Below are 20,584 nucleotides of genomic sequence, written 5' to 3' on the forward strand. Positions count from 1 at the left end.
CCCGGTTCCGGTCCGTCTTCCGCCTGCTCGCCGGGCCACGTCGGCCCGTTCGTACCCGCCGGCGCGTCCACGTCGGCCCGCTCTCGCGCACCGCGTGCGCGAGAGCGGCCGGACGGCCTTCGCCCGGCCGCCGCACAGTCGTCGCACGGAACGGTACTCAGCCCGGCCCGTCCCGCGCAGCCCTCCCCCCGAGCGGGGCCGGCCCGGTACGCCGCGAAGCCCCGCCGCCGGCGGGCCCGCCCGGGTTTTCCCGCCGGGAGGCCCGCAGGTCGTCCACAGCGGTTGACACCTTACGACGGCCGTCTCACCATGGAATCGCACGGACCGAACGATCGGTCGGGAGACGGCTCGCAGAGAGCCCGAGGTCGAGGGGGACCGCATGGCGACAGCAGCCGCGCACCAGACGGCCCGCACACAGCAGTACGGCGGCCGGGAAACCGCCGACGGCGAGCAGGACGCCCGGGAGCGCGCCTTCGACGCCATGGTGGCCGCCGACGAACGCGTCGAGCCACGCGACTGGATGCCCGAGGCCTACCGCGCGACACTGGTCCGCCAGATCGCCCAGCACGCCCACTCCGAGATCATCGGCATGCAGCCGGAAGCCAACTGGATCACGCGTGCGCCCTCGTTGCGCCGCAAGGCCATCCTCATGGCGAAGGTCCAGGACGAGGCGGGCCACGGCCTGTACCTCTACAGCGCCGCCGAAACGCTCGGCACGAGCCGCGAGGAGCTGCTGGACAAGCTGCACAGCGGCCGCCAGAAGTACTCCTCGATCTTCAACTACCCCACCCTGACCTGGGCCGACGTCGGCGCGATCGGCTGGCTGGTGGACGGCGCCGCGATCACCAACCAGGTCCCCCTGTGCCGCTGTTCCTACGGCCCGTACGCACGCGCGATGATCCGCGTCTGCAAGGAGGAGTCCTTCCACCAGCGCCAGGGGTACGAACTGCTGCTGGCCCTCAGCCACGGCACCCCCGAGCAGCACGCGATGGCCCAGGACGCGGTGGACCGCTGGTGGTGGCCCTCGCTGATGATGTTCGGTCCGCCCGACGACGAGTCCGCGCACTCCGCGCAGTCGATGGCCTGGAAGATCAAGCGGCACTCCAACGACGAACTGCGCCAGCGCTTCGTCGACATCTGCGTCCCGCAGGCCGAGTCCCTGGGCCTCACCCTCCCCGACCCGGACCTGAAGTGGAACGAGGAGCGCGGCCACCACGACTTCGGCCCGATCGACTGGACGGAGTTCAAGGAGGTCCTCAAGGGCAACGGCCCGTGCAACGAGCAGCGGCTCACCCAGCGCACCCGGGCGCACGAAGAGGGCGCCTGGGTCCGGGAGGCAGCCGCGGCCCACGCGGCCAAGAACCGCCGTGAGGACGACGAGATCCACGACAGCCGCGAGAACCACGACAGCCCTGGGACGGGAGCGAAGCAGGCATGACGAACACCGACTGGCCCCTGTGGGAGGTCTTCGTGCGCTCCCGCCGCGGCCTCTCCCACACCCACGCGGGCAGCCTGCACGCACCCGACGCGGAGTTCGCCCTGCGCAACGCCCGTGACCTGTACACCCGGCGCGGCGAGGGCGTCTCGCTCTGGGTCGTGCCGTCCGCCGCGATCACCGCCTCCTCACCGGACGAGAAGGACCCGTTCTTCGACCCGGCCGCCGACAAGGCGTACCGGCACCCGACGTTCTACGAGATCCCGGAGGGGGTGAAGCACCTGTGACCACGGCCGCGCGCACGAACACCGCCGCTCTCGCCCTCGGCGACGACGCCCTGGTGCTCTCCCACCGCCTGGGGGAGTGGATGGGCCACGCGCCCGTGCTGGAGGAGGAGGTCGCCCTCGCCAACATCGCCCTCGACCTGCTGGGCCAGGCGCGCATCCTGCTGTCGATGGCCGGCGACGAGGACGAACTGGCCTACCTCCGCGAGGAACGCGCCTTCCGCAACCTCCAGTTGGTGGAGCAGCCCAACGGCGACTTCGCCCACACCATCGCCCGGCAGCTGTACTTCTCCACCTACCAGCACCTGCTCCACGACCGGCTTGCCTCCGGAGGCGGGCCGTTCGCGGGGCTCGCGGCCAAGGCCGTCAAGGAGGTCGCCTACCACCGCGACCACGCCGAGCAGTGGACCCTGCGCCTCGGTGACGGCACCGAGGAGAGCCACGAGCGGATGCGCCGGGCCTGCGACGCCCTGTGGCGGTTCACCGGCGAGATGTTCCAGCCGGTGGACGGCGTCGACGTCGACCCGGCCGGCCTGGAGACCGTCTGGCTGGAGTCGGTCGGAGCCGTGCTGCGCCGGGCCGGACTGGAACCGCCCCGGGGACCGCGGACCGGGGCATGGCGCGCGGGCGCGGGCCGCCAGGGCCTGCACACCGAGTCCTTCGGACGGATGCTCGCCGAGATGCAGCACCTGCACCGCAGCCACCCGGGGGCGTCGTGGTGACCCTCACCCCGCTGGAGGCGGAACTCCTCGCGGTCGCCGGTTCGGTGCCCGACCCCGAGCTGCCCGTGCTCACCCTCCAGGAGCTGGGCGTCCTGCGCGCGGTCCACGTGCGCGACACGGACGCCGTCGAGGTCGAACTGACCCCGACCTACACCGGCTGCCCCGCCGTGGAGGCGATGTCCGCGGACATCGAGCGCGCGCTGCGCGACCACGGCGTCCGCGAGGTCACCGTGCGCACGGTGCTCGCCCCCGCCTGGTCGACGGACGACATCTCCGCCGAAGGCCGCCGCAAACTCCGGGAGTTCGGCATCGCGCCGCCACGCGACCGACACGCGGCCGGACCGGTCGGTGTCGCCCTCGGACCGACCCGCACCACCGAGCAGGAGCCGGTCCGCTGCCCCCACTGCGGCTCCGCCGACACCGAACTGCTCAGCCGCTTCTCCTCCACCGCCTGCAAGGCGCTGCGGCGCTGTCTGGCCTGCCGTGAACCCTTCGACCACTTCAAGGAGTTGTGATGGCCCGCTTCCACCCGCTCCCCGTGGCCGCGGTGGACCGGCTCACCGACGACTCCGTGGCCCTGACCTTCACCGTCCCCGCCGCGCTGCGCGAGGAGTACCGGCATGCGCCGGGCCAGCACCTCGCGCTGCGGCGCAGGACCGACGGGACCGAGATCCGGCGGACGTACTCGATCTGCTCGCCCGCACCGGAACCCGGCGGGGAGGGCCCCCGCATCCTGCGGGTGGGCGTGCGGCTGGTCGAGGGTGGTGCCTTCTCGACCTACGCGCTCAAGGAGATCGGCATCGGGGACGAACTGGAGGTGATGACACCGGCGGGCCGGTTCACCCTCGACCCCGCACCCGGTCTGTACGCGGCGATCGTGGGCGGCAGCGGCATCACCCCGGTGCTGTCGATCGTCTCCACCCTGCTGGCGCGCGAACCCGGGGCCCGGTTCTGCCTGATACGCAGCGACCGTACGGCGGCGTCGACGATGTTCCTGGAGGAGGTCGCCGACCTCAAGGACCGGTACCCGCAGCGGCTGCACCTGGTCACCGTGCTCTCCCGGGAGGAACAACAGGCGGGGTTGCCGTCCGGGCGGCTGGACCGGGAGCGGCTGACCGGGCTGCTGCCGGCGCTGCTGCCCGTGGCGAACGTGGCGGGCTGGTTCCTGTGCGGGCCGTTCGGCCTGGTGCAGGGCGCGGAGCAGGCCCTGCGAGAGCTCGGCGTCGCGCGCGCCCGCATCCACGAGGAGATCTTCCACGTGGACGTCACCGCCCCCGCGCCCACCACCCCCGCCCCGGCGCACAGCACGGTCACCGCCCGGCTCGACGGCCGCGGCGGCAGCTGGGCCGTGGCGGACGGCGAGTCGGTCCTGGAGACGGTGCTGCGCAACCGGCCCGACGCGCCCTACGCCTGCAAGGGCGGGGTGTGCGGAACCTGCCGGGCCTTCCTCGTCTCCGGCGAGGTGCGCATGGACCGCAACTTCGCGCTGGAACCGGAGGAGACCGAGGCCGGCTACGTACTGGCGTGCCAGTCGCATCCCCTGACCGAGGCGGTGGAGGTGGACTTCGACCGGTGAGCCGGGAGGGACACGGCGGCCTGCCGGCCGCCCGCGCCCCCGGCTGAACCCCCACCCGCTCACGGGCGGCACACGGGCCCGCGGGTCCGTGTGCCGCGTCCGGGACTACAGGACGAAGCCGGGCTGCCCGTCGTCGGTGACGACCGGGCGGCCCACGGCCGACCAGTACTGCATGCCGCCGTCCACGTTCACCGCGTCGACGCCCTGCTGCGCGAGGTACATGGTGACCTGGGCGGAACGGCTACCGGAGCGGCAGATCACATGGACCCGCCCGTCCTGCGGGGCCGCCTCGGTCAGCTCCCCGTAACGTGCGACGAACTCGCTGACGGGAATGTGCAGCGCCCCTTCTGCGTGGCCCGCCTGCCACTCGTCGTCCTCCCGGACGTCCAGCAGGAAGTCGCCGTCCTTGAGGTCCTCGACCCCGACCGTGGGCACACCAGCTCCGAAACTCATGGCCCCGACGCTACCGGACGCCCCGCACCCGCCGGAGGCCCCGCCGCAAGTCCGGTGGCGCCGCCGCCGGACGACAGGCCGGAACGCCGCGGAAGACGCCCTGGCCCGCCCGCCCCGGCCCGGCAGACCCTCAGCCCCGCCCGGCAGCCCCTCAACCCCTCAGCCCGTCAGCTCCGCCAGTTCGGCCTCCCGCTTCGCCACCTCGGCCAGAAGCTGCTCAGCGATCTCCTCCAGAAGCCGGTCGGGGTCGTCCGGCGCCATCCGCAGCATCGCGCCGATCGCGCCCTCCTCCAGCTCCCGGGCCACCAGCGCCAGCATCTCCTTGCGCTCGGCGAGCCACTCCAGCCGGGCGTACAGCTCCTCGCTGGGGCTGGGCCGCCGCTCCTCGGGGGCCGGGCCGGCCGCCCACTCCTCGGCCAGCTCCCGCAGTACGGCCTCGTCGCCCCGGGCGTAGGCCGCGTTGACCCTCGTGATGAACTCCTCACGCCGCGCCCGCTCCGCGTCCTCCTGCGCCAGGTCGGGATGGGCCTTGCGGGCCAGCTCCCGGTAGAGCTTGCGGGCCTCGTCACTGGGCCGCACCCGCTGCGGGGGCCGCACCGACTGGTCCGTGAGCATGGCCTCGGCCTCCGGGAACAGCCCGTTGCCGTCCATCCAGCCGTGGAACAGCTCCTCGACCCCGGGCATCGGCATGACCCGGGCCCGCGCCTCGTCCGCCTTGCGCCGGTCCTCCGGATCGCCGGTGCGGGCGGCCGTGGCCTCGGCGATCTGCGCCTCCAGCTCGTCGAGCCGGGTGTACATCGGACCGAGTTTCTGGTGGTGGAGCCGCGAGAAGTTCTCCACCTCGACGCGGAAGGTCTCCACCGCGATCTCGAACTCGATGAGCGCCTGCTCAGCGGCCCGCACGGCCTTCTCGAGCCGCTCCTCGGGCCGCGACTGCTCAGCTTCGGGGGTCGTCACCCGACCAGCGTAGGCCACCCCTGAGGAGGAGCCCGTCAGTGCCGGTGCTCGGGGCAGTCCGCCGCCACCCACTCCGCCTCCAGATCCCGGCAGACCACGAGGAGCGTGCCGGGGCGGCAGGCCAGTTCGTGGGCGCAGCCACCGGGATGCGGGAGGATCTCGTCGAGCACCACCGCGCCGAAGACGTCGAGCCCCACCGCGCCGGCATCGTCGAGAGCCCCGGCGTCGAGGACGTCGGCCCGGAAGCGGGAGACGCCCCGGTAACGGACGACGAGGTCCTCGTCGTGCTTCCAGCAGTTGTGCCCGAAGCGGATCTCCAGTTCCGCGTCCCCCGCCCGGCGGGTCTCCACCGGCCGGAGATCCTTCACGCACCGTCTGCCCGAGAAGTCGTAGTGGTCCGGATCGGTGGCGAACGCGCGCGCTCCGGGGGGCAGTTGTCCGCCCGGTGCCGGCAGCCGCTCCAGGTACGGCGTCGGATCGAGGACCCCGGTGAGGTCGCCGACCCGGCCGTCCAGCCCGACGTACTTCACCGGACGCCCCTCATGCCGCCTTCACCGGACGCCCCTCGCACGACCGCTCACACCCCCGTCTCCGCCGCGATCCTCCCCGTCCGCACCGCCGTCACCAGGTCCGCGTGATCCGCCTCCGTGCGGTCGGCGTAGGCCACGGCGAAGGCGGCCACCGCCTCGTCCAGTTCCTCGTTCTTGCCGCAGTAGCCGGCGACGAGCCGCGGGTCGGCGGTGTGCGAGTGGGCACGGGCCAGCAGGGCGCCGGTCATGCGGCCGTAGTCGTCGACCTCGTCGGCGGCGAGGGCGGTGGCGTCCACGCTGCCTTTGCGATTGCGGAACTGCCGGACCTGGTAGGGCCGGCCCTCGACCGTGGTCCAGCCCAGCAGGGAGTCGCTGACCACCTGCATGCGCTTCTGCCCGAGGACCACCCGCCGCCCCTCGTGCTCGACCGCCGGAGGCTCGAAACCCGCGCTCGCCAGATGCGGCACCAGCGCCGAGCGCCGCGCCTCCTTCACCTGGAGCACGAGCGGCTCGCCCCGGTGGTCCAGCAGCAGGACGACGTAGGACCGGGTGCCCACGCTGCCCGTGCCGACGATGCGGAAGGCCACGTCGTGCACCGCGTGCCGGGCCAGCAGGGGCAGCCGGTCCTCCGGCAGCGTGGTCACGTACTGCTCGAGGGACGCGGCCACCGCGGCGGCCTCCGCGTCGGGCACGCGCCGCAGCACCGGCGGCGCGTCGACGAAGCGGCGCCCGCCCTCCGGGGTCGGCTCGGTCGACTTCGCGGCGAACCGTCCGCTGGTGTTGGCCCGCGCCTTCTCCGAGACCCGCTCCAGCGTGCCCAGCAGGTCGTGGGCGTCGGCGTGCGAGACGAGTTCCTCGTCGGCGATGGCGTTCCAGGCGTCCAGCGCCGGAAGTCCGGCCAGCAGACGCATGGTGCGGCGGTAGGCGCCGACCGTGTCGTACGCCGCCCGGCGGCAGGTGTCCTCGTCGGCGCCGGCCTCCCGGCCCGCGAGCACCAGGGACACGGCCAGCCGCTTGAGGTCCCACTCCCAGGGGCCGTCGACCGTCTCGTCGAAGTCGTTCAGGTCGATGACCAGGCCGCCGCGGGCGTCGCCGTACAGCCCGAAGTTGGCCGCGTGCGCGTCACCGCAGATCTGCGCCGTGACGCGGGTCATCGGGGTGCGGGCCAGGTCATGGGCCATGAGGCCCGCCGAGCCTCGCAGGAACGCGAACGGCGTGGCAGCCATCCGCCCCACTCTTATCGGCGTGAGCTCGGGGAGGCGGCCCCGCCCGGACTCCTCGACCGCGGCCACCGCGTCGGGGCGGGAGGGGTCCAGGTCGAGCCCGGCGTGCGCCGCGCGCGGCACCCGGCGACGCAGCGCCTTGCCCTCCTCCTTCGGTGAACCCGGGGCGGGCCACCCGGCGAACCCCCGGGTCCTGGGGAACCGCGGCCCCTCAGCCCGGACCGCCCGCCCGCCCTCGTCCGCACCCGCGGTCCCGTCCGTACCCGCGCTCGCGTCCGCCCCGGCACCGACCTCTGTCACCACGACCGCCTCCCCACGCACCCGGACGAACATCAACTCCTGCAGACCGTACCGCCGCCGGCCGAAACCCGTCGGATCCTGTGGACAACCACCCCGAACCCACCCCGAAACCGCCGGACCCGCCCGGCCCCGTCCCGGACCCACCCGGCCCCGCTCCGGTCCCACCCCGTCCGTACGCGACGCCGCCCCCCTCACCCGCACCACGCGCCCCGCGCCCACCCCGTCCCGCGCCCGCTCGCCGGACCTCGCCCTCGCCCCCGCCCCCGCCCCCGCCCCCGCCCCGTGAGATACCTCACGCACGCACGCTGCGTCCACGCATCCGAACTCCCACGCCCCGAAAACGCGAAAGCCCCGCAGATCCGAAGATCTGCGGGGCTTTCAGCTGTGCGCGAGGGGGGAGTTGAACCCCCACGCCCTTGCGGGCACTGGAACCTGAATCCAGCGCGTCTGCCTATTCCGCCACCCGCGCATTGGGTGTGTCATCAGGGTGTTGGCCTTGCGGCCCGGCGCCTTCCGACATGCAGAACATTAGCACGGGGTCCAGGGTGCGTTCACATCCCTTCTTCCGGGGCAGAGGTCACCGCGGGAGGCCCGCGGCAACCTCCGTACGTCTCGGCGACGACCGGTTCACGTATCAACCTCGTACCTATGGCGCCCGTCTCCCCGGTGGGCGGGTCAGCTCCACAGTCAGGTGCGGGACACTGGTCCTCGGCCCCCTCTACGATCCTGGGCAGAAGAACGAGCGAAGGACGCGTGCAGGGCGTGTGCAGGGCACGCGGAGGAGGCAGCGGAAGAGTCCTGGAGGACGCCGCCGACACCGGTCGGCGGGGCCCGACAGGGGGAACCAGCCGATTCACCGGCGCGTGGATACGATCAGTAAGCAGTACCAGGTAGGCAGCAGGACACGGGACGCAAGTCACGACGGAGGAGGTGCCCCATGGGAGTCCTGAAGAAATTCGAGCAGCGTCTCGAGGGTCTGGTCAACGGCACCTTCGCCAAGGTGTTCAAGTCCGAGGTGCAGCCCGTGGAGATCGCGGGAGCGCTCCAGCGGGAGTGCGACAACAACGCGACCATCTGGAACCGCGACCGGACCGTCGTACCCAACGACTTCATCGTGGAGCTGAGCACGCCGGACCACGAGCGGCTCAGCCCCTACTCCGGCCAGCTCGGCGACGAACTGGCCGGCATGGTCCGCGACTACGCGAAGCAGCAGCGCTACACCTTCATGGGACCGATCAAGGTCAACCTGGAGAAGGCGGACGATCTCGACACCGGCCTGTACCGCGTGCGGAGCCGCACCCTCGCCTCCTCCACCAGCGGCCCGCAGGCGCCCGAGCGCGCGCCCGGCGGCCGCCCCGGCGGGTACGGCTACCCGCCCGCGGCCGGCGGGGCGGCGACCGCGCCCCCCATGCCCTCCGCTCCCCCGCCCGGTGCGCCCGGCGGGTACGGCTACCCGCCCGCGGCCGGCGGCCAGCGCCCGGCGGGCGGCGGACTCGCAGGTGCCCCGGCGCCCGGTTCTCGGACCCGCCACTGGATCGAGATCAACGGCACCCGCCACCAGATCTCCCGCGCGACGCTCGTGCTGGGCCGCAGCACCGAGGCCGACGTGCGGATCGACGACCCCGGCGTCTCCCGCCGGCACTGCGAGATCCGGACCGGAACGCCCTCGACGATCCAGGATCTCGGGTCCACCAACGGCATCGTGGTGGACGGGCAGCACACCACCCGCGCTACGCTCCGCGACGGCTCGCGGATCGTCGTGGGCAGCACCACCATCATTTACCGGCAAGCCGAAGGGTGAAGCGGGGGCAATGTCAGAGCTGACCCTCACGGTCATGCGGCTGGGTTTCCTGGCCGTACTGTGGCTGTTCGTGATCGTGGCCGTGCAGGTCATCCGCAGCGACCTGTTCGGTACGCGTGTCACCCAGCGCGGTGCGCGCCGGGAAGCGGCCCGACCGCAGCAGGCCCAGCGCCAGGCGCCTCCGCAGCAGCGCCAGCAACCCGCCGCCGGGGGCGGGCGCAGGGGGCGCAACGCCCCGTCGAAGCTGGTCGTGTCCGAGGGCACCCTCACCGGCACGACCGTCGCGCTCCAGGGCCAGACCATCACCCTGGGCCGCGCGCACGACAGCACCATCGTGCTGGACGACGACTACGCCTCCAGCCGCCATGCCAGGATCTACCCGGACCGCGACGGCCAGTGGATCGTCGAGGACCTGGGCTCCACCAACGGCACCTACCTCGACCGAACGCGGCTGACGACTCCCACACCGATCCCGCTGGGCGCGCCGATCCGTATCGGCAAGACCGTCATCGAGCTGCGGAAGTAGTGCTACATCATGAGTGAGCGCGAGCGGAGCGAGCACGCCAGGTCGGCCGGCACCCAGGGCCCCGGCGCGCTCCCGACCGGAGGGTGGGCAGTGTGGCTCGACACGACCGGCTGTACCCGGGGCCGACGGGCGAGGTGGGCATGAGTCTGTCGCTGCGCTTCGCCGCCGGATCGCACAAGGGCATGATCCGGGAGGGCAACGAGGACTCCGGTTACGCCGGTCCGCGCCTGCTCGCCATCGCCGACGGCATGGGCGGCGCCGCCGCCGGTGAGGTCGCCTCCTCCGAGGCCATCTCCACCATCGTCGCCCTCGACGACGACGTGCCCGGTTCCGACGTCCTGACCTCGCTCGGCACGGCCGTGCAGCGCGCCAACGACCAGCTGCGCTCGCTGGTCGAGGAGGACCCCCAGCTCGAGGGCATGGGCACCACCCTGACCGCCCTGCTGTGGACCGGCCAGCGCCTCGGGCTCGTGCACGTCGGCGACTCGCGCGCCTACCTGCTGCGGGACGGCGCACTGACCCAGATCACGCAGGACCACACCTGGGTGCAGCGCCTCGTCGACGAGGGCCGGATCACCGAGGAAGAGGCCACCACCCACCCGCAACGCTCCCTGCTGATGCGGGCGTTGGGCAGCGGTGAGCACGTGGAACCCGACCTGTCGATCCGCGAGGTCCGGGCCGGCGACCGCTACCTGATCTGCTCCGACGGCCTGTCCGGCGTCGTCTCGCACCAGACGCTCGAGGACACCCTCGCCAGCTACCAGGGCCCGCAGGAGACCGTGCAGGAGCTGATCCAGCTCGCGCTGCGCGGCGGCGGCCCCGACAACATCACCGTGATCGTCGCCGACGTGCTGGACCTGGACACCGGCGACACCCTCGCCGGGCAGCTGTCCGACACCCCGGTCGTGGTCGGCGCCGTCGCCGAGAACCAGAACCAGGCGAACGTCAACGGCATCATGCAGACCCCGGCCGGCCGCGCCGCCGGCCTCGGCCGACAGGGCCGCGGCCAGGGCGGCGGCGAGTTCGGCCCGCCCGGCTCCGGCGACGTCACCGGCTTCATCCCCACCGACGGCTTCGGCGACTACACCGACGACGACTTCGTCAAGCCCCGCAAGGGCCGCCGGTGGCTGAAGAGATCCCTGTACGGCGGTCTCGCCCTCGCCGTCATCGGCGGCGGGCTGTACGCGGGCTGGCGCTGGACCCAGACCCAGTACTACGTCGGCACCAAGGACGGGCACGTCGCGCTGTACCAGGGCATCAGCCAGGACCTGGCCTGGGTCTCGCTCTCGAAGGTCGAGAAGGACCACCCCGAGATCGAACTCAAGTACCTGCCGCAGTACCAGCAGAAGCTGGTCGAGGCGACGATCGCCGAGGGCAGCCGGTCCACCGCCCAGAAGAAGATCGACGAACTGGCCGTGCAGGCGTCCGCGTGCCGCAAGCAGGCGGAGGCGGCCACCGCGACCGCCGCGGCTCCCGGCAAGGCCGGCTCCACGGCAGACGAGGGAGGGACCGGCGGCACCGCGGGAACCACTCCCGTCTCCCTCACGTCCAAGGCATCGCCGAGCCCGAACCCGTCGGGATCGGCGCCGTCCCCGTCCGCGTCTCCGTCCACATCAGCGACCGCCACTCCCGGCCCCGGCCCCACCCTCTCGGAGGATGAGCAGAAGGTCGTCTCGCTGTGCGGTAAGCAGTAGGCAAGCCGTGAGAGGCCCCGTCACACGATGAGCAGCACAACCAACACGCCGACGCACCACACGTCCACGATCGGCTCGATCGGCACGCCGAGCCGACGCAACACCGAGCTGGCGCTCCTGGTGTTCGCCGTCCTCATCCCGGTGTTCGCCTACGCCAACGTGGGCCTCGCCCTCAACGAGCAGGTGCCGACCGGCCTGCTCAGCTACGGCCTGGGCCTCGGCCTGCTGGCCGGCGTCGCCCACGTGGTCGTCCGCAAGTTCGCGCCGTACGCAGACCCGTTGATGCTGCCGCTGGCGACGCTGCTCAACGGCCTCGGGCTCGTGGCGATCTGGCGGCTGGACCAGTCCAAGCTGCTGCAGTCCATCGATCAGGCCGGCAACGCCGCCCCTCGACAGCTGCTGTACACGGCGATGGGCATCGCCTTCTTCGTCGTGGTGCTGATCTTCCTCAAGGACCACCGCGTCCTCCAGCGCTACACCTACATCTCCATGATGGGCGCGCTGCTCCTGCTGCTGCTGCCGCTGGTGCCGGGCCTCGGCAAGAACATCTACGGCGCCAAGATCTGGATCCAGGTCGGCAGTTTCAGCATCCAGCCCGGCGAGTTCGCCAAGATCGTCCTGGCCGTGTTCTTCGCCGGCTACCTGATGGTCAAGCGCGACGCCCTGGCCCTCGCCAGCCGCCGCTTCATGGGCCTGTACCTGCCGCGCGGACGCGACCTCGGCCCGATCCTGGTGGTCTGGTTCATCTCGATCCTGATCCTGGTCTTCGAGACGGACCTCGGCACCTCGCTGCTGTTCTTCGGAATGTTCATCATCATGCTGTACGTGGCCACCGAGCGGACCAGCTGGATCGTCTTCGGTCTGCTGATGTCGGCGGGCGGCGCGGTCGGCGTGGCCAGCTTCGAGCCGCACGTCCAGCAGCGCGTCCAGGCCTGGCTCGACCCGATGAAGGAGTACACGCTCTCCCGGGCGGGCCAGGCCGGACACTCCGAGCAGGCGATGCAGGCACTGTGGGCGTTCGGCTCCGGCGGCACCCTCGGCACCGGCTGGGGCCAGGGCCACTCCGAGCTGATCCGGTTCGCCGCCAACTCCGACTTCATCCTCGCCACCTTCGGCGAGGAACTGGGCCTGGCCGGCCTCATGGCCCTCCTGCTGCTGTACGGCCTGATCGTGGAGCGCGGCGTGCGCACCGCCCTCGCCGCCCGCGACCCGTTCGGCAAGCTGCTCGCCATCGGCCTCTCCGGAGCCTTCGCCCTCCAGGTGTTCGTCGTCGCGGGCGGTGTGATGGGCCTCATCCCGCTGACCGGTATGACGATGCCGTTCCTGGCCTACGGCGGTTCCTCCGTCATCGCCAACTGGGCGCTGATCGGCATCCTGATCAGGATCAGCGACACCGCGCGCCGCCCGGCCCCGGCCCCCGCCTCCAATCCCGACGCCGAGATGACCCAGGTGGTCCGCCCGTCATGAACAAGCCCCTGCGCCGGATCGCGATCTTCTGCGGACTCCTGATCCTCACCCTGCTGCTGCGCGACAACTACCTCCAGTACGTCAAGGCCGACACCCTGGCCACCGACGACGACAACCGCCGCGTCAACATCGCCCGCTACGCCACCCCGCGCGGCGACATCATCGTCGGCGACAAGGCCATCACGGGCTCCGTCGAGACCACCAGCGGCGACTACAAGTACAAGCGCACCTGGACCAACGGCGCCATGTGGGCGCCGGTCACCGGCTACTCCTCGCAGGCCTTCGGCGCCAACCAGCTGGAGAGGCTCGAGGACGGCATCCTCACCGGCAACGACGACCGGCTCTTCTTCCGCAACACGCTCGACATGCTCACGGGCAAGAAGAAGGAGGGCGGCAGCGTCGTCACCACCCTCAACGCCGCCGCGCAGAAGGCCGCGTACGAGGGCCTGGGCAAGAAGAAGGGCGCCGTCGCCGCGATCGACCCGGCCACCGGCAAGATCCTCGCGCTGGTCTCGACGCCGTCGTACGACCCGTCGAAGTTCGCCGGGGCCTCCGACAAGGACGCCGAGGCGTGGAGCGCGGTCCAGAAGAAGAACAACCCCGACGACCCGATGCTGAACCGGGCGCTGCGCGAGACCTACCCGCCGGGCTCCACCTTCAAGGTCGTCACGGCGGCCGCGGCGCTGGAGAACGGCGTGGTCTCCGGCATCGACGACGCCACCAAGACGCCGGACCCGTACCAGCTGCCGGGCACCAAAACCGACCTCACCAACGAGCACGGTGAGTGCGAGAACGCCAACCTCCGGTACGCGCTCATGGTGTCCTGCAACACCGTCTTCGCGAAGCTGGCCGACACCGTCGGCAACGAGAAGATGATCGAGCAGGCGCAGAAGTTCGGCTACAACAACAAGGAGCTGGACACCCCGGTCCGCGCCTCCGAGAGCGTCTACCCCGAGGACAACGATCCGCAGAACGCCATGGACGGCATCGGCCAGGCCTCCAACCGCGCCACCCCGCTCCAGATGGCCATGGTCGCCTCGGCCGTCGCCAACGACGGCAAGCTGATGAAGCCGTACATGGTCGACCAGCTCAAGGCCGCCAACCTCGACACCATCGAGACGACCGAGCCGGAGGAGCTGTCCCAGGCGGTGTCCTCGGAGACCGCGCAGAAGCTCCAGCAGATGATGGAGACGGTCGTCAACAACCCGCAGGGCACCGGCGGGAAGGCGAAGATCGACGGCGTCACCGTCGGCGGCAAGACCGGTACCGCCCAGCACGGCCTGAACAACAGCGAGAAGCCGTACGCCTGGTTCATCTCCTACGCGAAGCTGAGCGACGGCAGCTCGCCGGTCGCCGTCGCGGTCGTCGTCGAGGACGGCGCCGCCAGCCGTGACGACATCAGCGGTGGCGGTCTCGCCGGCCCGATCGCGCGGGACGTGATGAAGGCCGTCATCGGCAACAAGAAGTGACCCCCATCACGTCGCCCGCGCATCGGTGCACGTGGTGATACCGGTCCGGTATCGGGTGACGGGCTTGGCCAGGTCACACAGCGCCGTCCGGGTACGGTATGCCCGGGCGGCAGCAGCCGACCGCACACGTGTGCCGGTCGGGACCGACGGAGAGGGCTGGTAGGTAGCTATGGAAGAGCCGCGTCGCCTCGGCGGCCGGTACGAGCTGGGCCACGTGCTCGGCCGTGGTGGCATGGCCGAGGTCTACCTCGCGCATGACATCCGCCTCGGCCGCACCGTGGCGGTGAAGACGCTGCGCGTGGACCTCGCGCGCGACCCTTCCTTCCAGGCCCGGTTCCGCCGGGAGGCCCAGTCGGCCGCCTCGCTCAACCACCCTGCGATCGTCGCGGTCTACGACACGGGCGAGGACTACATCGACGGGGTCTCGATCCCGTACATCGTCATGGAGTACGTCGACGGCTCCACGCTCCGCGAACTGCTCCACTCCGGCCGCAAGCTGCTGCCGGAGCGGACGCTGGAGATGACCATCGGCATCCTCCAGGCCCTGGAGTACTCGCACCGCGCCGGCATCGTGCACCGCGACATCAAGCCGGCGAACGTCATGCTGACGCGCAACGGCCAGGTCAAGGTCATGGACTTCGGCATCGCCCGCGCCATGGGCGACTCCGGCATGACGATGACGCAGACCTCGGCCGTGATCGGCACCGCCCAGTACCTCTCCCCGGAGCAGGCCAAGGGCGAGCAGGTCGACGCCCGTTCCGACCTGTACTCCACGGGCTGCCTGCTGTACGAACTGCTCACCGTGCGGCCGCCGTTCGTCGGCGACTCCCCGGTCGCGGTCGCCTACCAGCACGTCCGCGAGGAGCCCCAGCCGCCCAGCGTCTTCGACCCCGAGATCACGCCCGAGATGGACGCGATCGTGTTGAAGGCGCTCGTCAAGGACCCCGACTACCGCTACCAGTCCGCCGACGAGATGCGCGCCGACATCGAGGCCTGCCTCGACGGCCAGCCCGTCGCGGCCACGGCGGCCATGGGTTCGGTCGGCTACGGCGGCTACCCGAACGACCAGCCGACCACCGCGCTGCGCTCCGGGGACGGCGGCGCCACGTCGATGCTGCCCCCGATGAACCCGGACGACGGCGGTTTCGGCTACGACGACCGTCCCGACCGGCGCCGCCAGAAGAAGTCCAACACCTCGACGATCCTGCTGGTCGTCGCCGCCGTGCTGGTCCTCGTGGGCGCGATCCTGATCGGGAAATGGATCTTCAGCGGTGACGGCGCGGGCAACGACACGGTGCCCGTGCCCACCCTCATCGGGAAGACCCAGGCCGAGGCCACCCAGCAACTGACCAACAGCGACCTCAAGGTCGGGACCGTCACGCAGAAGCCCTGCGAGAACCAGGCCAAGGGCAACATCTGCGAGCAGAACCCCGCGCCCAAGACCGAGGTCGACAAGCAGTCCGCCGTCGACCTGGTGGTGTCCACGGGCGCGCCGAAGGTCGCCGTGCCCAGTGTCCTCGGCAAGAGCCTCGAGGACGCCAAGTCGATCCTCGAGGGCGACCAGTACCAGCTGGTCGTCGAGACCAAGAACGAGATCTCCACGGAGGAGCCCGGCACCGTCCTGGACCAGGACCCGAAGCTGGGTTCCGAGGTCGAGAAGGGCTCCAAGGTCACCCTCGTCATCGCCAAGGCGGAGGACAAGGCGACCGTCCCCGACGTCCTCAACCAGAGCTGTGACCAGGCCAAGGCCCAGATGCAGGCCAACAACCTGACCGGCAACTGCACCGAGGTCGAGACCCAGGACCCGAACCTGGTCGGCAAGGTCATCTCGACCACGCCGTCGGCCAATTCGAAGGCCACCAAGGGCTCCCAGGTCCAGATCCAGATCGGCAAGGCCCCCGAGAACCAGCAGACGCAGGTGCCGGGCAACCTCCAGGGCATGAAGCTGAAGGACGCCAAGAAGGCGCTCCAGGACGCGGGCCTGAACGTCGGCAACGTCACCGTCAACGACGACAACGCCACCGTCGTCAACTCCGACCCGGCCCCGGGCAGCACGGTGAACAAGGGCCAGACGGTCAACCTGATCACCATCGGCGGCGGGGGCAACGGAGGCAACGACGGAGGGGGCGGCTTCCTCGGCGGGATCTCCGGATAGCCGCCACGCCCCTCCAGCGCACGAAGGCCTCGGGCCCTGCCGGACGACCATTCGTCCGGCAGGGCCCGAGGCCTTCACCCGTACCCGACCGGACCGGCCGAGGAGGTCAGCGCAGCTCCTTCGGCCGCGTCCGCTGCGCGTCCACCTTCTCCACGCGGTCCAGTTCGCCCCACACCACGTACCGGTAGCGGCTCGTGTAGACGGGGGTGCAGGTGGTCAGGGTGATGTACTTGCCGGCCTTCTTCTTCCCGGACTCCTCCGGGACCGCGCCGAGGACCTCGACGTTGTACTTCGAGGTCTCGGGGAGGACGGCGTACACCTTGTAGACGTACCAGTCGTCCCTGGTCTCGAAGACGATCGGGTCGCCCACGTCGAGCTTGTCGATGTCGTGGAACTTGGCGCCGTGGCCGTCGCGGTGGGCGGCGAGGGTGAAGTTGCCGTCCTTGCCGCTGGTCGGGAGCGTGGCCTTGACGGGGTCGGTGTAGTAGCCGGCGACGCCGTCGTTGAGGATCTTCGACGTGGTGCCCTTCTCGACCAGGACCTCGCCGTCGCCCATGGCGGGCACGTGCAGGAAACCGATGCCCTCCTTGGTGTCGAGCGCGCCCGGACCGGCCTCCTGCGCCCAGGTGTCGCGGACCTTGTCGCCCTGACGGCCGGCCTTGCGGTCGGCGACCACGTTGGTCCACCACAGGGAGTAGACGACGAACAGGCCGAGCACCAGCCCGGCCGTGATGAGGAGTTCACCGAAGACGCCGACCGCCCGCGCGATCCGTCCGCCGCGCCGCGGGGGCGGGGCGGCGGCGCCCCGCGTGCCGCTGTGCTCTTCGTGCTCGGTGTCGCCGGTGGTCGCTGCCACGTTCACTCTGCCCCTACTCGACTGCACGCCTACTCGACGAGCGCATCCGGCTTGCCCTTGCTGCGCGGCCGTTCCTCGACCATCTTGCCCCAGACGATCAGCCGGTACTTGCTGGTGAACTCCGGCGTGCACGTCGTCAGCGTGATGTACCGGCCCGGCCCGGTGAATCCGGATTCCGGCGGTACGGGCTGCAGCACGCTCACGTTGCTCGGCGGGGTCACCGGGAGCAGCGACGCCATCTTGTAGACGTAGTACTCGTCCTGCGTCTCGACCACGATCGGGTCGCCGGGCTGGAGCCTGTTGATGTACCGGAACGGCTCGCCGTGCGTGTTGCGGTGGCCGGCGAGCCCGAAGTTGCCGGTCTTCGCGTCGGGCATGGCCGTCTTCAGCGGGTCCTCGCCGTAGTGCCCGACCATGCCCTTGTCGAGCACCTTCTTGTTGCTGATGCCCTCGGCGATCGGCACCACCACGTCCAGCTTCGGGATGTGCAGGATGGCGAAACCCTGCCCCGGCGAGAAGGCCCCGGGGTTGCGCCTGCCGCTCGCCCAGTCGTCCTGGAGGCTGCTGGCCTCCCGGTCCGCCTGCGCGTGCGCCCGGACGTTCGTCCACCACAGCTGGTAGGTGACGAAGAGGAGCATCAGCACGCCGGTGGTGATGAACACCTCACCCACCGCCCGGCTGGCGACGACGGCCGCGCTCGGCTTGCGCGCCCGCGCCTGCCGCCGGGCCTCCACCCGTGAGAGGGGCCGCGCCGCCGTTCCCGACGGACCCTCGGTGCCTCCAGCGCCACCAGGGCCGCCCTGGCTGTCGTGGTCACCGTGGACCCCGTGGCGCCCGTGGCGGCCCTTGGCTGCCTTCCTGCGGGCCGCACGGCCTCCCGCCGGGGTTCCCGTGACAGGAGGGGCCGTCGAGGCCCCAGGAGCGGACAGGGAAGCGCCGCCGAACACGGACGCGGGCGACTGCGGCATCCGCAGCGCCACCGTCTCCTCGTCGATGGGAGGCTCGTACGGCGTACCGCCGTACAGATCCTCGCGCTCGGGGCGCACTGCGGTCACGCCGTGGCCCTGCCCACCACCGGGGCGAGCCCCGCCGACCTCGCCACGGCACCCTGGTCGCCGCACTCCACCAGCCAGTTGGCCAGCATCAGGTGCCCGTGCTCGGTGAGCACCGACTCCGGGTGGAACTGCACTCCCTCGACGGGCAGTTCACGGTGCCGCAGCCCCATGACGATGCCGTCCCGGGTGCGGGCCGTGACCTCCAGCTCGGCCGGGACCGTCGCCGGCTCGGCCGCGAGCGAGTGGTAGCGGGTCGCCGTGAAGGGCGAGGGCAGACCGGCGAAGACGCCCTTGCCACCGTGTTCCACCAGCGAGGTCTTGCCGTGCAGCAGCTCCGGCGCCCGGCCCACCACCCCGCCGTACGCCACCTGCATCGACTGCATGCCCAGGCAGACGCCGAAGACGGGCACGCCGGTGTCCGCGCAATGGCGGACCATGTCCACGCAGACGCCGGCCCCCTCCGGGGTGCCGGGGCCCGGCGACAGCAGGACGCCGTCGAAGCCGTCCTGGGCGTGTGCCGTCGACACCTCGTCGTTGCGCAGGACCTCGCACTCGGCACCCAGCTGGTACAGGTACTGGACCAGGTTGAAGACGAAGCTGTCGTAGTTGTCGACGACGAGAATGCGCGCGCTCACTGGTTGTCCACCGTCACATCGTTGAAGGGAAGCAGCGGTTCGGCCCACGGGAAGACGTATTGGAAGAGGGCATACACCACGGCCAGAACCAGCACGATCGAGATCAGCGCCTTCACCAACGCGTTTCCCGGCAGATGCCGCCAGATCCAGCCGTACATGCCGTCCCTTCCGTCGCACCACGGCACCAGACTCACGCCGTACGTCACCAGACTAGCGGCGCGGGGCCCGCGCTCCGCCTGCCTCCACAGGCTGTGGGGAGTCCGGGCGCGCCCGGCCGGTCGGCCGGTGGCCGCGACCCGTGCCCGGCCCCCCGCGGGATCGCAGGTCGCCGGCGTCGGGCGGACGGCCGGGACGCGTCCACCCGGACATACGTGTCCCGGGGGCGATCCCCTCGATGTCCGGGGCACTGTTTCGCACGGCTTTTCGCACGGCTCCCCGTACGGGGTCCGTAGGGCGTTCGCACGGCGTTCGCCCGGCCCTCGCGAGCACGCGCACCGGCGGCTCGGAGGAGGCGGCCGGTCCGGCTACTCCACCGGCTCCGCGTGGTGCAGGTCGACCGTGCCCGAGTAGCCGGGCAGGGTCACCGTGCCGTCCTCGGTGACCTTCCAGCCGAGCCCGTAGACGTTGACGTACACCATGTAGTTCTGGATCGCCGGGGAGTCCGCGAGCGCCTGCTGGAGCTTCTCGGGGTCCCCGACCGCCTGGATCCTGTACGGCGGGGAGTAGACGCGGCCCTGGAGGATCAGGGTGTTGCCCACACAGCGCACCGCGCTGGTGGAGATCAGCCGCTGGTCCATGACCTTGATGCCCTCGGCGCCGCCCTGCCACAGGGCGTTCACCACGGCCTGGAGGTCCTGCTGGTGGATGACCAGGTAGTCGGGCTGGGGCTCCGGGTAGCCGGGGAGCTTGGCGGTGGCGTTCGGCGGGGCGTCGTCGAGCGTGACTGTGACCGCCCGGCCCTTGACCTTCCGGGTGCCCGCGGCGTCCTCGAGCCGGGCCAGTTTCTCGTCCTCGGCCAGGGTGCTGCCGTCGTCGGCCTCGGCCAGGGACTCGACCTCGTCGCGCAGGGCCGCGTTGGACTCGTCCAGCTCGCCGTTCTTGTGACTGCGCTCCTGGATGAGGTCGGACAGCTTCAGCAGCGAGGCGTCCGTACGGATGTCGGTGCCCTTGGCGGTGTCGAAGCTGGTGAAGAAGATGAGCCCCGCGAGGGCGAAGACGCCGGCGGTGAGCACACGGACCGGCCGCAGGCGCGGACGGCGGCCGGGAGCGGAGCCCGTTGAACCCGTCCCGGGGAAGTCGGCAGAATTGCTCAACGTACCCTTATCTCCTTCGGCGCCGTAGAAGCACTACGCTAACGGACGCCCGGGGGAGCGGTCAGTGTCCCCTTGTACGCCGCCCCGATCCCGACCCAGTACCCTGCGCGGCCACGCAGCGCATCGACAGGAG

The 20,584-nt window shown here is 71.3% G+C and carries 20 protein-coding genes and 1 tRNA gene; 11 read left to right on the forward strand and 10 right to left on the reverse strand.

Annotated features, from left to right (window positions below; genetic code table 11):
* The first annotated feature begins 379 nt into the window (after positions 1–379).
* The 5 genes from paaA to ACF09K_RS10050 are packed head-to-tail and all read left to right on the forward strand — an operon-like array spanning position 380 to position 4,017.
* On the forward strand, positions 380–1,438 hold the full coding sequence (gene paaA / locus ACF09K_RS10030; protein ID WP_392242121.1) for a 1,2-phenylacetyl-CoA epoxidase subunit PaaA: 1,059 nt from the start codon (positions 380–382) through the stop codon (positions 1,436–1,438).
* On the forward strand, positions 1,435–1,722 hold the full coding sequence (gene paaB, locus ACF09K_RS10035; RefSeq protein WP_363087670.1) for a 1,2-phenylacetyl-CoA epoxidase subunit PaaB: 288 nt from the start codon (positions 1,435–1,437) through the stop codon (positions 1,720–1,722). Before paaA ends, paaB begins: the two co-directional genes overlap by 4 nt.
* Positions 1,719–2,441, forward strand: a complete 723-nt coding sequence (gene paaC / locus ACF09K_RS10040; protein ID WP_392242124.1) for a 1,2-phenylacetyl-CoA epoxidase subunit PaaC — start codon at positions 1,719–1,721, stop codon at positions 2,439–2,441. Before paaB ends, paaC begins: the two co-directional genes overlap by 4 nt.
* The gene (gene paaD, locus ACF09K_RS10045) at positions 2,435–2,956 is read left to right on the forward strand and encodes a 1,2-phenylacetyl-CoA epoxidase subunit PaaD (protein WP_392242126.1); all 522 of its coding nucleotides are present in this window, start codon (positions 2,435–2,437) and stop codon (positions 2,954–2,956) included. Before paaC ends, paaD begins: the two co-directional genes overlap by 7 nt.
* A complete protein-coding gene (locus ACF09K_RS10050; RefSeq protein WP_392242128.1) occupies positions 2,956–4,017 on the forward strand; it encodes a 2Fe-2S iron-sulfur cluster-binding protein in 1,062 nt (353 codons plus the stop codon). Before paaD ends, ACF09K_RS10050 begins: the two co-directional genes overlap by 1 nt.
* A 105-nt stretch (positions 4,018–4,122) precedes the next feature.
* Here the strand turns inward: ACF09K_RS10050 and ACF09K_RS10055 are convergent, their stop codons facing one another.
* The 5 genes from ACF09K_RS10055 to ACF09K_RS10075 form a co-directional block, all read right to left on the reverse strand.
* Positions 4,123–4,452 carry a rhodanese-like domain-containing protein gene (locus ACF09K_RS10055; RefSeq protein WP_392242438.1) on the reverse strand — a complete coding sequence of 110 codons (330 nt, stop codon included), beginning with the start codon at positions 4,450–4,452 and terminating at the stop codon, positions 4,123–4,125.
* 177 nt (positions 4,453–4,629) lie between these two features.
* The gene (locus ACF09K_RS10060; protein WP_392242130.1) at positions 4,630–5,427 is read right to left on the reverse strand and encodes a J domain-containing protein; all 798 of its coding nucleotides are present in this window, start codon (positions 5,425–5,427) and stop codon (positions 4,630–4,632) included.
* A 35-nt stretch (positions 5,428–5,462) separates the two neighbouring features.
* Positions 5,463–5,957, reverse strand: a complete 495-nt coding sequence (locus tag ACF09K_RS10065) for a hypothetical protein (protein ID WP_392242132.1) — start codon at positions 5,955–5,957, stop codon at positions 5,463–5,465.
* Between the two features lie 47 nt (positions 5,958–6,004).
* Positions 6,005–7,513: a DUF2252 domain-containing protein gene (locus ACF09K_RS10070; protein WP_392242134.1), complete on the reverse strand. Its 1,509-nt coding sequence runs from the start codon at positions 7,511–7,513 to the stop codon at positions 6,005–6,007.
* A gap of 352 nt (positions 7,514–7,865) precedes the next feature.
* Positions 7,866–7,949, reverse strand: a tRNA-Leu gene (locus tag ACF09K_RS10075).
* A 468-nt stretch (positions 7,950–8,417) separates the two neighbouring features.
* Here ACF09K_RS10075 and ACF09K_RS10080 point away from each other — a divergent pair.
* From ACF09K_RS10080 to pknB, 6 genes are all read left to right on the forward strand, one after another.
* Positions 8,418–9,281, forward strand: a complete 864-nt coding sequence (locus ACF09K_RS10080; protein WP_392242136.1) for an FhaA domain-containing protein — start codon at positions 8,418–8,420, stop codon at positions 9,279–9,281.
* A 10-nt stretch (positions 9,282–9,291) separates the two neighbouring features.
* Entirely contained in the window at positions 9,292–9,807 is a 516-nt protein-coding gene (locus tag ACF09K_RS10085) for an FHA domain-containing protein (RefSeq protein ID WP_392242138.1), read from the forward strand.
* A 92-nt stretch (positions 9,808–9,899) separates the two neighbouring features.
* A complete protein-coding gene (locus ACF09K_RS10090) occupies positions 9,900–11,501 on the forward strand; it encodes a Stp1/IreP family PP2C-type Ser/Thr phosphatase (RefSeq protein WP_392242140.1) in 1,602 nt (533 codons plus the stop codon).
* Between the two features lie 27 nt (positions 11,502–11,528).
* Positions 11,529–12,968 (forward strand): FtsW/RodA/SpoVE family cell cycle protein, encoded by a 1,440-nt coding sequence (locus tag ACF09K_RS10095; protein ID WP_392242142.1) that lies wholly within the window; start codon positions 11,529–11,531, stop codon positions 12,966–12,968.
* Positions 12,965–14,437: a peptidoglycan D,D-transpeptidase FtsI family protein gene (locus ACF09K_RS10100; RefSeq protein ID WP_392242144.1), complete on the forward strand. Its 1,473-nt coding sequence runs from the start codon at positions 12,965–12,967 to the stop codon at positions 14,435–14,437. The genes ACF09K_RS10095 and ACF09K_RS10100 overlap by 4 nt, the downstream gene beginning before the upstream one ends.
* A 169-nt stretch (positions 14,438–14,606) precedes the next feature.
* Entirely contained in the window at positions 14,607–16,592 is a 1,986-nt protein-coding gene (gene pknB, locus ACF09K_RS10105) for a Stk1 family PASTA domain-containing Ser/Thr kinase (protein WP_392242146.1), read from the forward strand.
* Between the two features lie 106 nt (positions 16,593–16,698).
* Here pknB and ACF09K_RS10110 read toward each other — a convergent pair whose 3' ends face one another.
* The 5 genes from ACF09K_RS10110 to ACF09K_RS10130 form a co-directional block, all read right to left on the reverse strand.
* Entirely contained in the window at positions 16,699–17,448 is a 750-nt protein-coding gene (locus tag ACF09K_RS10110; RefSeq protein WP_392242148.1) for a class E sortase, read from the reverse strand.
* Positions 17,449–17,477: 29 nt separating this feature from the next.
* Positions 17,478–18,581 carry a class E sortase gene (locus tag ACF09K_RS10115; RefSeq protein ID WP_392242440.1) on the reverse strand — a complete coding sequence of 368 codons (1,104 nt, stop codon included), beginning with the start codon at positions 18,579–18,581 and terminating at the stop codon, positions 17,478–17,480.
* Positions 18,500–19,138 carry an aminodeoxychorismate/anthranilate synthase component II gene (locus ACF09K_RS10120; protein ID WP_392242150.1) on the reverse strand — a complete coding sequence of 213 codons (639 nt, stop codon included), beginning with the start codon at positions 19,136–19,138 and terminating at the stop codon, positions 18,500–18,502. Before ACF09K_RS10120 ends, ACF09K_RS10115 begins: the two co-directional genes overlap by 82 nt.
* Complete coding sequence (locus tag ACF09K_RS10125) at positions 19,135–19,332, reverse strand: hypothetical protein (RefSeq protein ID WP_366058307.1); 198 nt, start codon at positions 19,330–19,332, stop codon at positions 19,135–19,137. Before ACF09K_RS10125 ends, ACF09K_RS10120 begins: the two co-directional genes overlap by 4 nt.
* A 330-nt stretch (positions 19,333–19,662) precedes the next feature.
* Entirely contained in the window at positions 19,663–20,451 is a 789-nt protein-coding gene (locus tag ACF09K_RS10130) for a DUF881 domain-containing protein (RefSeq protein ID WP_392242152.1), read from the reverse strand.
* Positions 20,452–20,584: the final 133 nt, after the last annotated feature.

It is taken from the genome of Streptomyces sp. NPDC014882 (assembly GCF_043081325.1).
GTDB lineage: Bacteria > Actinomycetota > Actinomycetes > Streptomycetales > Streptomycetaceae > Streptomyces.